We start from the raw sequence: 12,746 nt of genomic DNA, 5'->3' as shown, positions 1-12,746 counted from the left end.
TGTTAGCTACCATCCACCGTGTTGCCGCAGGGAGGTCCAGCGCCCTCCCCGGCCGACGATCATGTGATCGACCAGCAGCACACCCAGTAGGTCTCCGGAGTCCGCCACGCGGCGGGTGAAAACAAGGTCCTGGGCGCTCGGGCTGGGGTCCCCGCTGGGATGGGTATGGAACAACAGGAGGCCCGCCGCGCCGTGCAGCAGCGCCTCCCGCAGGATCTCCCGCGGCTCCGCCACTGCTCGCTGCAAGGTTCCCCGGAACAGTTCCCGCTCGCCGGTCAGGCGGTTGCGGGCGTCGAGGAACAGCACCCCCATCACCTCCTGGCCGTGCAGTCCGTAGCGCAGGTTGAGGTAGCGGGCAACCGCCGCCGGCCGGTCGAGGGGGGCGCGGGCCGGCATCTCGGCGCGCGCCAGCCGGCGACCGATTTCGAGCGCCGCCAGCACGCTCGAGGCCTTCGCCGGGCCGAGTCCCGGCCGCTGCAGGCGAGTCGCGTCGCTGCCGAGGAGTCCCTCCAGGCCGCCGGCCTGCCGCAGAATCTCCATCGCCATCGCCAGAGCCGAGTGGCCGCGCCGTCCGGAGCGCAGCAGTACCGCCACCAGCTCCGCGTCGGAAAGCCCCTGGGCGCCGTCGCGCAGCAGGCGCTCCCGGGGCCGCTCACCATTCGGTAGGTCTCGTATCGCAAAGTCCATCACCGCCATCGTCGCGTTCTCCTTTCATGTACCGAAGACGCCAAAGGGAGCGAACACCTTGCGGACGAGCGGAAATGCGAAAGAATCCTCACCGAGGATCCCAATTCGCTGAGGGAATCAACGATGCCAAACCTACCCAATACCTTCGCCCTGCTGGAAGCCGATGAAGCGGACTACCGGACCAGCGGAGCCGCCATCTTGCCGGTGCCCTTCGAGCGCACGACGTCCTACGGCAAGGGCACCGGCGCGGGCCCGGTGGCGATCCTCCAGGCCTCCCAGGCCCTCGAGCTGTGGGACGAGGAGCTCAACTCAGAGCCCTTTGCCCAAGGCATCGCGACGTTGCCCGCCTTCTCGCCGGAGTCCTTCGATCTTGCCGATGCCCTGGCGGAAATCGAGGCGGAGGCCTTTCGCCACCTGACCAACGGCAAGTTCCTGGTCACCATCGGCGGCGAACACAGCCTCACCCAGGCCCCGGCCCGGGCAACGCGGCAGGCCGCCGGGGAAGAGATCGGCATCGTCCAGTTCGACGCCCACGCGGATCTGCGCGAGGCCTACGACGGAACGCCCTACAGCCACGCCTCGGTGATGCGGCGCTTGGTCGACGACGGATTCCCAAGCCTCGCCGTCGGCCTCCGCTCTCTTTCGACGCCGGAAGCGGCGCTGATCGAAGAGCGACAACTCCCGGTGCTGTGGGGCCACGAACTCGAGGCCTCCGACCGGGCCCTCAAACGCTTCACCGACCTGCTCGACACCCTGCCGGAAGCGGTGTACCTGACCTTCGACGTGGACTTTCTCGATCCCTCCTTGATGCCGTCCACCGGCACGCCGGAACCCGGTGGCGGTACCTGGTACCCCACCCTCGCCTTGCTCCGCCGGCTGTTTGAGCGCAAGCGGGTTCTCGCCATGGACGTAGTGGAGCTGGCCCCCATCGGCGGATTTCACGCGCCGGATTTCCTGGCGGCGAAGCTGATCTACAAGTGCCTGGGCTACCTCCAGTTGCGGGAAGCCGGCCGGCGGTGATGCGGCCCGCGGCGAATCTCCACGCGGTGCTGGTGGAGCCGGAGATCCACTGGAACACCGGCAACGTCGGACGCACCTGCCTGGCGGCCGGCGCGCAGCTCCACCTGGTGGAACCGTTGGGCTTCGAGCTGGACGACCGGCAGGTGCGCCGGGCCGGGCTGGACTACTGGCCGCGGGTGAATCCCCGGGTGTGGCCGTCCTGGAAGGCGTTCGAAGGCGGCCTCGACGCCCTGGGGGAACCTTTCTTGCTGGATCCGGCCGCTCCGCGGGACTTCTGGAGCGTCGACTTCCCACGCCGCACGGTGCTGGTCTTCGGCCGGGAGAGCGTCGGTCTACCGGCGTCGGTACTCGAGAAGTACACGCACCGAAGGGTCGCCCTGCCGATGGCCGATCCGGCGCTTCGCTCGCTCAATCTGTCGACCTCGGCGGCACTGGCGCTGTACGAGGTGCTGCGCCAACACCGCCACCGCCGGCAGGACTGAGCACCCGATAGGCCCGGATCGGGCGCTCTAGGCCCTGGAGGCGGTGGTCGCCGAGGCTCTCGAACAGGAACGTCTCCGCCAAGCGCTGGTGCGTCGCCTCCCCCACCACCACCTCGCCCGGCGCCGTCACGACGTCTTCCAGGCGCGCTGCGACGTTCACCGTGTCGCCGAGGACGGTGTACTCCACCCGCTGCTCGGAGCCCACTTCCCCCACCACCACCGGACCGCTGTTCAAGGCGATGCGCACCGACACCGGCTCTCGACCTTCGGCTCGGCGCTGGAGGTTCCAGGAATCCGTCGCCGCCTGCAGGGCAAGGGCCGCCCGGACGCCGCGTTCGGCGTGGTTCGGCTGCGGCGCCGGTGCACCGAAGAACGCCATCACGCAATCCCCGATGAACTTGTCGAGGGTGCCGCCGTGCTCGAAAACCGCCGCCACGGCGCGGTCGAAGTAGTCGCTCAGGAGGGTCGCCACGGCGCCCGGAGAAGCTTTTTCGGACATCGCCGTAAACCCCACCAGGTCGGCGAACATCACCGTCGCCTCCACTGGCCGAAGGGCGTGGCGCTCAATCCCCTCCAGCCGCAGGATTTCTTCCACCACCGCCGGCGAGTGATAGCGCTCCAGGCGCTCCCGAGAGCGCCGCTCCACCTCCAGGTCGGCGGCGTTCCGCCGCCCTTCGATGGCCATCGCAGCGTAGGAGGCGAGGGCGGTCGCCAGTTCGAGGTCGCGTTCGTCGAACACCTCGGAGCGCATCGGCGAGTCCAGGTGCATCACCCCGATCACCCGCTCGTCGGACCAAAGCGGCACGCACAGGGCGGCACGGATCTGGTGGAGTCGGATGGATTCCCCGCCGCTGAAGCGGCCGTCGGCGCGGGCGTCGGCGGTGACCAGCGCCACCTGCTGCTCCACCACCTGCCGCAGGATGGTGGTAGATACCGGCACCACCCCCTCCGGCCGCCGCTCCACCCGCTCACCGTGGCGCGCCAGGTAGCAGTACAGCCCCGACCGCTCGCAAAGGAAAAGGAAACCGCGATCCACTGCCAGGGCCGTGAAGGCAGCGTCCATCACCCGCTCGGCGACGCTCTCCACGTCTTCCGCCTGGAGCAGCCGGCGGCCCAGCTCGACGAGCGCTTCGAGGACGCGATCCTCCTGTACCCGTTCACCCAGCACCGAGCCGATATCGTCCAGGCGCAGCAGAACTTGCGCCTCCTGCGCCAGCTCTTGCGGCGGTGGCCCCATGCGCTCGGTGGTGGGCGGCCCGACGGCACCGGAGTCGACCTCCGGCGGCAGTCCTTCCACCTGGAGCTGGAAGATGCCGAGAGTGAGGATCGCTCCCTCTACCAGCCGGCCGCGGCCCACCGACGTACCGTCCAGTAGCAGACCGTTGGTACTGCCGAGGTCGACCACCTCCCAGCCGCCACCGGCAAGCGGCCGTACTTCGCAGTGGCGGCGCGAAACGGACGGGTCCCGCAAGGAGACGTGGTTCTCCGCCCCGCGGCCGATAGCGGATTTGCCGGGACCGAGTTCGAAAACTCGGGGTTCGTCCTCGGAAAGGACTCGCAGGCGCACCGGCTCAGGGTGAACCGACGACGCCCTGGGCCAACAGGCGTCCATGGGCGAGAAGCCAGCGGTTGCCGTCGTAAAGGCGTTCGAAGGCGGCGACCACCGAAGAGCAGAACTGACTGCCGGCTCCGGCGATGATGTGCCGGGCCGCCGTGTCGCCGTCGCAGCCCTGGCGGTACGGCCGGTGCGTGGTCATCGCGTCGAAGGCGTCGGCCACCGCCACGATGCGCGCCGAGCGGGGAATCTCGTCGCCGCACAAGCCGCGCGGGTAGCCGCTGCCGTCGACCCACTCGTGGTGCGCCCGCACCGCCGGCACAACGTGCCGGAGGTCGTGAATGCGCGACAGCATCTCGGCGCCGTCGTCCGGATGGCGGCGCATGATCACCCGCTCCTCGTCGGTTAGCGGCGCCGGCTTGCGCAGGATCGCGTCGGGGGTCGAGAGCTTGCCCACATCGTGCAGCGTCGCCGTGAGCATCAGCTCCTCGAGCTGCGAATCGCTCAGCGCCATCTCGCGTCCCAGCAGCAGGGAGTAGGCCACCACCCGGCTGGCGTGCCCGCCGGTGTAGGGATCGCGCCGTTCCGTGGCCTCCGCCAGGGTGGCGACGGTGTCGTAAAACTGGCGGCGCCGAGCGGCATAGAGGCGGGCATTCTCGATCGCCTGGGCGAGGGGCCCGGCAAACAGCCGCATGCGCCAGAGATCCTCCGTAGTGAAGCCCGATTCGGCGCGCAAACCGCTGTCCTCCGACGAGGACTCGTCGGCCGGATCATCCACCGGATTGAGAAGCTGCATCACGCCGACGGTGCGGCCGTGGACCTGCAGCGGAACGGTGAGGATGGAGCGGGTGATGAACCCCTCCATCGGCTCGCCGCGCCAGCGCGGGTCGGACTCCACGCGATTGACGATTTCCGGCCGACCGGTGGCGGCGATGTCACCGACCAGGCCCTCCCCCAGGGGCACCCGCAGACCGCGAATGCCCGGCGCCGCACGCCCGCGGACGACCCGGAAGAACAGTTCTTGACGATCCTCGTCGAGTTCCCAGATAGAGCTGGTTTCCGCCCGGCACACTTCCTCGGCGCGCACCAGCGCGAGGTCGAGCAGGCGATCGAGGTCTAGGGTCTGGGCGATCTCGCCGCTGATCGTCAACAGCTTTTCGACATCCGCCAGCCGGCGCCGGAGCACCATCGCTTCGCCCTCCACCGGCAGACCGGCGGTGAGGTCGTAGGCGCTCGCAGGACGTGCTTCCAATCGATCGGGCATCGGTTCGTGCTCGTCAGGCCCTCAACTGGTCGAGACGGTGAAGCAAGGCGGCGGTCGAGTCGGGCCGGTCTTCAGGCTCCTTCTGCAGACAGTCGAGAATGATCCGCTCCAGCGCCGCCGGGATCTCCGCCCAGTGGTCTCTCGGTGCCGGCGGATCCTGCCTCAGGGTTGCCGCCATCACCTCGACGGCGATGCCGCTGAAGGGCACCTCGCCGGTGAAGATCTCGTACAGGACAACCCCTACAGCATACAGGTCGGAGCGGGCATCGGCCTCCCTGCCTTCGAGCACTTCCGGTGCCAGATAGAGCGGAGTGCCCATCACCGCCCCTTCCGCCGTGTCGCCGGCCACCGCCCGTTCGATGCGGCGGGCGATGCCGAAATCCATCAGCTTGGCGTTACCAGAGGGCTCCAAAATCAAATTCTCGGGCTTGATGTCGCGATGCAGAACACCTCCCCGGTGGGCCGCGTCGAGACCGAGGCAGAGCTGCCGCGCCAGGCGCAGACCGGCGGAATAGGGCAAGCGGTCGGTGCGGTCCAGGAGGAAACGCAAGGTGATGCCGCGGATGTACTCCATCGACAGGAATGGCATGCCGTCGATCTCGTCGAGGTCGAAGGTGCGCAGGACGTTCGGATGGGTGATCTTGCGCGCCAGCTTGATCTCCGCCTTCAGGCGGTCCACCTGCAGTGGATCTCCCATGCGATCGACCCGCAGCATCTTGAGGGCTACCAGATCGTCCAGTTCCCGGTCCCGCGCCTTGTAGACCACCCCCATGCCGCCGGAGCCGATCACCTCCATGATCTCGAAGCGGCTGCCGATCAATTGGCCGGGCCGAATATCGGAGAGGGTGGCCCGGGAGGTGGAATCCTTCTCGGCCACCTGGCCCACCGGCACCGACGCGGTCATTCGCGACGCCAGGCGGCCGGTGAGGATGAAGAGTGGCTGCGGGCTGAGCACGCCGCGGCGTTCGGACAGTTCGAAACCCGAAGAAGCGAGGTGTGGCGCCAATTCCTCGGCCACATTACGCGGGAAGACAATCTCGCCCGGCGAAGCCTCTCGCAGCAGGCTCTCCAATTGCTGCACCGCCGGTCCCATCAACACCGGCCGCACCGAAGATCCGCCGGAGGCAGTACCCACTGTGGCGCGGCCCTTCGCCAGGGCGAGGGCCGGAGCGCTGTCTTCGTCGAAGGCGCTGGCGATCTCGGCGGCGGCGGCCAGCGCCCGGGGGCCCTGATCGGCTCCTTCGAAACGCGCCCATAGCCGATGGCCGGCGACCGCGTCGAGGCGCCCGCCACGCCGGGCGACGGCGGTTTCGGCAGCGCGGCTGGCTGCCTCCAGTTCCCGCACCGCCTTGGAAGCTTCCGGTGGCACCCGGGCGAGGGAGCGGATGTCGCAACCCAGGAACACCCCATCGAGGCTGCGCAGGGCCGAAGCGCCGGCGGCCAGCGAGCCGGCGCCGATGCCACCGTCCGGCAGGCTGCGCGAGAGTTCCGACAGGTAGCTCTCCATGTCGCGTTTCTCGCGTAGGTCCGACAGCAGTTGATCGAAAGAGCGAGCCAGATCTCCCACCTCGTCGCCGCGCTCGACTTGGATCTCCTGGTCGTAGTCGCCGCCGCGGGCGGCGGTGGCCGCCGCGGCCAATTTCTGAATCGGTCGCAGGGCGTTGCGCCCGAAGGCGAAGGCGAGGGCGAGGGCGAGCAACAGTGCGCCGGCGCCGGACCAGAGCAAGGCACGGCCAATGGCCTGGAAGGGCGCCATCTCCTGGTCGACGGATGCCAGGGTCACCGCCGCGGCTACCGGCTCGCCGGCCGCGTCGCGCAGCGCAATGACCTGCACCAGCCAAGGCTCCGAGCCGAGTAGAAGATCGAGCTCTCCCACCCGCTCACCGGCGGTGAGGACGCGATCGAGGACCTCCGGTCGATCCTCCAGGGCGGTCACCAGATCGAGCACCTGCTCGCCCTCGAGGGTCGCACCGTGGCGGGCGAGGGAAGTTCCATTGGGCGTCAGGTAGACCAGTTCCGTGTTGCTCAGTCCGGCGATCTCGCCGAGCCCCTGGGAGGCTTCGACACCGGTGATCAGATAGCCGATCAGCTCGAAGCCTCGTCCCACGGGCACCGCCACGGTGTCGTACAGCACCTGCTCCTCAACCCAGAATCCGTCCGCGAAGCCACCCTCCAAGGCTGCACCGACCAGCGACCAGCCGGAGACATCCCGGCCCGCCGCATCGGGCCGGCCGGTCCAGGCGGCGACCCGTCCGTCGAGATCGACCAGGACGGCGAAGTCGTAACCGATGTCCGCCTGCCGCTCCTCCAGTTGGTCGCGAATCGACAGACTGTCGCCGGACTCCAAGGCCTCGGCGAAGAGCGCCGCCACGAAGGGATCGTTCGACACCAGGCGGGCGTCGAAGTCCTGCCGTTCGATGCGAATTTCCCGCAGTTCCGCCTGTACCTCGGAACTCTGGGCGAGATCACCGGACACCGCTTCCCGGGCGATGCGGCGGGCCTGGTACGAGGAATAGGCCACCGCCGCGATCACCGCCAGGGTGATCGACAGGGCGGAGACCAGGAACAGCCGGGTACCCAAACCCGGGCTCCAATCGGCCCTTTCTCCGGAAAGTCTCTCAGTATCGATCACGCCTTGAACGCCTGTAGGATCGTCCAAACTTGTTGAGGTGCTTGACCGCTCGCGGTTTGCTCAAGGTCAGGTCCGAGTGTATCGGGCCGCCGCCCGGACGCTCTACGCGAAGGGTTTTCAGGTCGCTGCGCTCGTGCCAGAGGGTCAGGGTCCCCGGTCCCGCGGGCAGGCTGGACAACCGAAACTCACCGTCGGCGTCGGCCAGAGCGAAATAGGGCGTCGAGACCACCCACACGAACGACACCATTTCCTGGTGAATGTTGCAGTACACCCGCACCAGCCCGGGTGTGTCGAAGGTCACCGTTTCCCCGGCACTGCGACGGTAGAGGCCGAGATCAAAGGTGTTGCCCCGGGTCACCGAAAAGACGTTGTGGAGAATGGGGTCGCGGTTGGGAAAGCGAATCGAACTCCCCTGGGTCACCACGATCACCCGCGGCTGGAATTGCTTGCGGCGAGTCTCCACCACCAACTGCTGGGGCTTCGGTGCTTCCCCGCCGCGATCCGGTTCGTAGAACACCACGATCGGGCTCTCTCCCGCCCCGCGCGCCGATCCCCGACCGCTCTCCGTCAACAGCCGGATCTGGCCGGTGAGATCCACGGCGAAGGCCGGCCCGGGGAGGCCGCATAAGGCCATCAGCAACATCGGGAGAGTCACCCTTCGGCTACAGCCCATACGCCGCCTCAACCGAGGTCTCCTCCAAACCTCCAGCGCATGGTGACCAGGGTTTCATCGTTCGACACGGTTCGCCCGGAGGCCAGTTCGAATTCGTTCGCGGCGTGTTCGATGGTCAATTCGGCTCCCGGCACGATGCCGATCCGAACCCCCGCGTCGATTTTCTGCCACTGCCAGGTGAAGCTGGCCAGTGGCCCCATTCTCGGGTTGCCAAAGTCTGGATCGAGGGACGAGAAACGTACCGCCGGAGCGATGTGAGTGAAGAGCTGGCGCCCTCCCACCGCCCACCGCACCGGCAGGTCGAAGCGCCACGCGGCTTCCGCTTCGAGACCGGTCCGCTCCAAACCCGCGAGGTCCTGGTCGACCGCCTGCAAGAAGAGGCTGAACCCACGCCGATAGAACCAGTAGTTGACTCCGAACTCTTCCTTCTCGTCGCCGGTCGTCGGCAACGGGAAGAGATTGAGGGGGCCGCCCAGGAGATCGAGGTCGCCGCCGTATTCGGTGCCCTCCAGCACCACCGTGTCGGCGAGCTTGCGGCGGTAGCCCCACACCAGCAGGTCCATGCCGTCTTCTCCCAGGTCGTCGCCGAGGCGAAAACCGAGCCCAGCGCCGATCTCCAGGTCCGTCTCGCTGTTGAGGTCCTCGACCTCGGCGTCGTAGGCGATGACGATGCCGCTGCCCAGCCGCGGCGCGCGGCCGTCGATCACCTCGATGCGGGTACCATTGTCGCCGGCCAGCGCGTTCGGATCTCGCATAAAAAGCGGATTGCCTTGGGTGGCGGAGAGCTTGGCATAGAGGTGCCGCCCCAGATCGAAGCCGCCTTCCAAACCGAGATCTTCAAAGCGGTTGAAGGCGGTGGAGACCACACCGTAGCTCTCCAGGTGGCGGTCGTCCTGGCGCTCGAAGTGCGGGAACTTGCCGATCTTCAAGTAGCCGCCGGTCACCTCCGGGAGAATCGCCGGCTCGGACTCTCGGCCGAGGCGAATCCACGCCTCGTCGAGATCCACGTCCTGATCCGTCGAGGTCGGATTGCGATCGTAGAGATCGATCACGTCCAGTTTCAGATGGGCCGCGAGGGCGTCTCCCCAAGCCGCGTCCACGAACAAGGTCGCCGTCGAGATTTCGAGATGAGACCCGGGATCGACGGTGCGCAAAACCGGACCTTCCGGCAGCAACGGCGAACCGTCCGGCAGGATCAGCAGCGGCAGTTGAAGGGCAACATCAGCGCTATTTCTGTAGTTCGTCTTGACCTCGACGGAGATGTCGAGGCGCCGCTCGAGAGGCGCATTCGGGTCGGGCTGCGCGATGAGCACACTGCTCCCCGAACCGGTGCAGAAGAACACTGCGCCGGCAACCCACACCGGTAGTTTCAATGCATCGCTCCCCTCCGGACATTAGACGGCCCTACAGACGCCGGCAAATTATACCCCTTCCCCAGTGACCCTTCGCCCCATGGGACCTCTTTCCGCACATTTTCTCCAAATCTATGTTCCTCACCTCTTCGTAGTCATTTCATAAATATTTTGTCGAAAGGCCACTCAGCCTTTCCGGTCGGCTTCGCATCGACCTCCAGTGCCGGGCGAGTTGCTCGGCACATCTGAAAGGAGTGATGTCATGAAGCCTCGAAAGCAAACCTGCACTGTGCTGGTGACCCTTTGCCTCGTCGCCATCGTCTCGCTGCCGACGGTGGCCGCGAGTGCCGATCCAACCGACGCCGCTGCGCCCGGCGCTGGAGAGGAGAACCCCTACCCGGCCTGGGCTGACCGCCTGATCCGCTTCCTCTCCCGGCTGGCTGGGCCGGTCACGCCAAGCGGACGGCCCACGGTCGCCGGCTGGCTCCCGCCGGCTTGTCCCACGAGCTGTCCCCCGACGGACTTCGGAAGTGAATCGCAGAACGAGCCCACCGATCACGACGAGGACGATCCGCGACCGACCGTCGATCCGACCGGTGGCTAGGACTTCCAGAAAATCTCCGCCCAGGGCCTTGTTTCATTAGATGCGAATGTGAATAATACGACTATGCTAAAGGGCAAAGCCCATGCTCCCGCCTCCGTCGAGGAGCTGGTCGCCGCGACTCGGCGGGCTGCCGACGAGATCCTGGCTCAGCACCATGTGCCTCTGGAGACCGCCTCTCGCTTCGTGCGGGAGGCGCTTCTCGAGGTTCATTGTCCGCGCGGCTTGGTGATCGGAGCCAGCGGGCGCTGGCTGCGGATCCTCGAGGAAGGATGCCGCCGGTTGTCGGCGAGGCTCTACGCGGTGGGCAAATCCCTGGACTACGGACCGGTGCTGGATGCCGCCGTCTCTTGGTTCACCGACCATCGCGAGCGAATGACCCGCGAGCGCCGAAGCGCCGGCGCGTTGATGGAACGCCTGAGTTTCCAGAACAGCGATGTCGAGGTACCGGTCCCCCATCTGGAAGACGATCCGCGCCACCGCACCCTCGGGAACGTCGAAGCCTTGCTCGACGCGGTTCGCGCAGGATGGTCCTTCGACCCGCATGCATCCCTACGGCAGGTGCGCAAGGCCCGGCGTCTCCTCGCCCGTCTCGACCCCGCGAACTACGGGCGCGCTCGCCTGGCGGACTTCGAGGCTCGGGCCTGGGCCTACGAGGGCAGCGTCTGCCGCATTCTCGGCCGGGTGAACCGGGCCGCCGAGGCCTACCAACGGGCCGACGAAGCGATGGCCCGGGGCAGTCTCGATCCCCGCGAGCAGGCCGATATCAACGAACTCAAGGCCTCCCTCCTCCGCATGCAAGACCGCTTTGGAGAGGCCCGCCGACTGCTGGAACAGGCGGTCGCCATCCATCGCTGGATGGGCGATCTACATCTCGAAGGCCGCTGCTTGTTGAGTGTCGCCCTGATCCTCTCCTACACCGGCGACCCGGAAGGAGCCATCCCGATGGCTCGCCGGGCTCTGCAGCAGATCGACACGCAGCGTGAGCCTCGACTGCAGTGGGTGGCCTACCAAAACCTTGCCTGCGATCTGGTCTACGTGGGTCGGGTCGAAGAAGTGGTGGTGCTCCTACCCAAGATCAAGCGATTGGTCAAGCGGTTTGGCGGCCCCGGCGATCAATTGAGGGCGCGCTGGCTAGAGGCTCAGACCGCCCTCGAAACGGGCGATGCGGGCCGCGGCCAGCGGATCCTGATCGAAGTCCGGGATCAGTATGTCGAGCAGGGGCAGGGCTACGATGTCGCCCTCGTTTCGGTGGATCTGGTGGCCCGTTACCTCGGCCAGGGACGGGCGGCTGAAGCTCGCCAGTTGGCGCAGGAATCCGTTCCGATTCTGCAGGCCACGGGGGCGCAGCAATTCGCCGTTGCCGCGATCGTGTTGCTGTGTCAGGCGCTCGAACTCGAATCGGCGACGGAGGCCTGGGTTCGCGACCTCCAGACGACCCTCCGCAAGCGGCAGTTCGCTCCCCCCACCCAGCCGGAAACCCCATCCTGAAGGACCCCCTCGCCCCCCTGAGGACCGATCCGATCGGTCGGCCGGCCCCGATTCGCGAAAAATTCTTTCGAACCAACTGTCACACTTTCCGCGAGTCACGCACCTACCCTCTTGTGGAAAGGGTCAGCCGCCCGTAAGCCGCCGGATTCGTCGCCCCCGAAGCCGGAGTCACGGTGGGTCAACGACCTGGACCACATGCCTCGCTCCGTCGAGGCAGGAACGAGCCTGAAACCCGGAGAGCCCACCGCGGGAGTCCTTCAGAGACTTCCCACCTCAGGGCTCGAAACCTCGGACCAGGTTTCGCTCCGCCGCAAGCTTTTTTGCCGACGTGTTCCGCCGCGTCGGCATTTTTTTTACTAGGCGTCGTACCGAAGCTGGCGTCGGGTGCGGCGGTATTTGCACTCGGATCCGGCTGGTTCGAAGCTGGTGCACTCGGTCATCTCTTCGCCGTAGATGTGGAGCGTCACCGCGGAGCTGGTGGCGTCGGGGTTGGCGATGATGTGGTACTCGTAGGGCGGGATGAGGGCGCCGGCGGAGCCGACGCCGGTACAGAGAGTACCCATCGGCACGAAGTGGCACAGTTCACCGTCGTCCTCGAGCAAATGGAATTGAGCGACTTCAATCGCTCCGTCGATCACTCCCTCCACGCACCAGGTACCGGCGTGGTCGTGGAGCGGGGTCGACTGCTCCGGCCCCCAGGTCATCGCCACCATCACCCAGCCATGCTCTTCGCTGCGATGGACGAGGCGACGGGCATAGTGGCCCGGCGTCACCCGGCAGAGATCTTCCGGCAGGCGGAGCGACCCTTGACGGATCAGGCGGGTCAGCCCCTGCTGTACCCGCTGGGTGATGTCCTCCACCTTGGTTTCACTTACCGCGTGATCGATCAGCTCGATCAGTTCTTCCACTCCGCTCGCCGCCATCGTAGTTGCCGTCATGTCCACTCCCTCCCGCCGGCTGCCCGGCATTGTTCCAGGACATTCTATGGG

General features: G+C 66.9%; 11 protein-coding genes. 4 read left to right on the top strand and 7 right to left on the bottom strand.

The annotated features are described in order from the left end of the window. Window positions 1-6: 6 nt before the first annotated feature. A complete protein-coding gene (radC, locus tag AAF481_14695) occupies window positions 7-696 on the bottom strand; it encodes a DNA repair protein RadC (protein ID MEM7482421.1) in 690 nt (229 codons plus the stop codon). A 114-nt stretch (window positions 697-810) separates the two neighbouring features. On the opposite strand from radC, the gene speB reads away from it, so the two are divergent. Both speB and AAF481_14685 read left to right on the top strand, forming a co-directional pair. Continuing rightward, the gene (gene speB / locus AAF481_14690) at window positions 811-1,707 is read left to right on the top strand and encodes an agmatinase (GenBank protein MEM7482420.1); all 897 of its coding nucleotides are present in this window, start codon (window positions 811-813) and stop codon (window positions 1,705-1,707) included. Beyond that, window positions 1,707-2,189, top strand: a complete 483-nt coding sequence (locus AAF481_14685; protein MEM7482419.1) for a tRNA (cytidine(34)-2'-O)-methyltransferase — start codon at window positions 1,707-1,709, stop codon at window positions 2,187-2,189. Before speB ends, AAF481_14685 begins: the two co-directional genes overlap by 1 nt. Here AAF481_14685 and AAF481_14680 read toward each other — a convergent pair. The 5 genes from AAF481_14680 to AAF481_14660 are packed head-to-tail and all read right to left on the bottom strand — an operon-like array spanning window position 2,116 to window position 9,686. Continuing rightward, entirely contained in the window at window positions 2,116-3,756 is a 1,641-nt protein-coding gene (locus tag AAF481_14680) for an adenylate/guanylate cyclase domain-containing protein (GenBank protein MEM7482418.1), read from the bottom strand. The genes AAF481_14685 and AAF481_14680 overlap by 74 nt on opposite strands. A 4-nt stretch (window positions 3,757-3,760) precedes the next feature. Further along, window positions 3,761-5,008 carry an HD domain-containing phosphohydrolase gene (locus AAF481_14675; GenBank protein ID MEM7482417.1) on the bottom strand — a complete coding sequence of 416 codons (1,248 nt, stop codon included), beginning with the start codon at window positions 5,006-5,008 and terminating at the stop codon, window positions 3,761-3,763. Between the two features lie 13 nt (window positions 5,009-5,021). After that, window positions 5,022-7,589, bottom strand: coding sequence for a protein kinase (locus AAF481_14670; GenBank protein ID MEM7482416.1), 2,568 nt, complete (start codon window positions 7,587-7,589; stop codon window positions 5,022-5,024). A gap of 37 nt (window positions 7,590-7,626) precedes the next feature. Further along, the gene (locus AAF481_14665) at window positions 7,627-8,295 is read right to left on the bottom strand and encodes a hypothetical protein (protein MEM7482415.1); all 669 of its coding nucleotides are present in this window, start codon (window positions 8,293-8,295) and stop codon (window positions 7,627-7,629) included. 26 nt (window positions 8,296-8,321) lie between these two features. Further along, the gene (locus AAF481_14660) at window positions 8,322-9,686 is read right to left on the bottom strand and encodes a hypothetical protein (protein ID MEM7482414.1); all 1,365 of its coding nucleotides are present in this window, start codon (window positions 9,684-9,686) and stop codon (window positions 8,322-8,324) included. A gap of 241 nt (window positions 9,687-9,927) precedes the next feature. On the opposite strand from AAF481_14660, the gene AAF481_14655 reads away from it, so the two are divergent. Both AAF481_14655 and AAF481_14650 read left to right on the top strand, forming a co-directional pair. Next, window positions 9,928-10,269, top strand: a complete 342-nt coding sequence (locus tag AAF481_14655) for a hypothetical protein (GenBank protein MEM7482413.1) — start codon at window positions 9,928-9,930, stop codon at window positions 10,267-10,269. 63 nt (window positions 10,270-10,332) lie between these two features. Next, on the top strand, window positions 10,333-11,757 hold the full coding sequence (locus AAF481_14650) for a tetratricopeptide repeat protein (protein MEM7482412.1): 1,425 nt from the start codon (window positions 10,333-10,335) through the stop codon (window positions 11,755-11,757). A gap of 356 nt (window positions 11,758-12,113) precedes the next feature. Here AAF481_14650 and AAF481_14645 read toward each other — a convergent pair whose 3' ends face one another. After that, window positions 12,114-12,695 carry a cysteine dioxygenase family protein gene (locus AAF481_14645; GenBank protein ID MEM7482411.1) on the bottom strand — a complete coding sequence of 194 codons (582 nt, stop codon included), beginning with the start codon at window positions 12,693-12,695 and terminating at the stop codon, window positions 12,114-12,116. Between the last annotated feature and the right edge of the window lie 51 nt (window positions 12,696-12,746).

Source organism: Acidobacteriota bacterium, from assembly GCA_039030395.1.
In the GTDB taxonomy this organism is placed as follows: Bacteria; Acidobacteriota; Thermoanaerobaculia; order Multivoradales; family JBCCEF01; genus JBCCEF01.
The sequence above is the reverse complement of the archived record's forward strand: the minus strand, read 5'-3'. Positions and strand labels throughout refer to the sequence as shown.

Bases quoted from the DNA above. Each gene is read 5' to 3' on its own strand.
- radC (MEM7482421.1), bottom strand. From the start codon at position 696: ATGGCGGTGATGGACTTTGCGATACGAGACCTACCGAATGGTGAGCGG.
- speB (MEM7482420.1), top strand. From the start codon at position 811: ATGCCAAACCTACCCAATACCTTCGCCCTGCTGGAAGCCGATGAAGCG.
- AAF481_14685 (MEM7482419.1), top strand. From the start codon at position 1,707: ATGCGGCCCGCGGCGAATCTCCACGCGGTGCTGGTGGAGCCGGAGATC.
- AAF481_14675 (MEM7482417.1), bottom strand. From the start codon at position 5,008: ATGCCCGATCGATTGGAAGCACGTCCTGCGAGCGCCTACGACCTCACC.
- AAF481_14655 (MEM7482413.1), top strand. From the start codon at position 9,928: ATGAAGCCTCGAAAGCAAACCTGCACTGTGCTGGTGACCCTTTGCCTC.
- AAF481_14650 (MEM7482412.1), top strand. From the start codon at position 10,333: ATGCTAAAGGGCAAAGCCCATGCTCCCGCCTCCGTCGAGGAGCTGGTC.
- AAF481_14645 (MEM7482411.1), bottom strand. From the start codon at position 12,695: ATGACGGCAACTACGATGGCGGCGAGCGGAGTGGAAGAACTGATCGAG.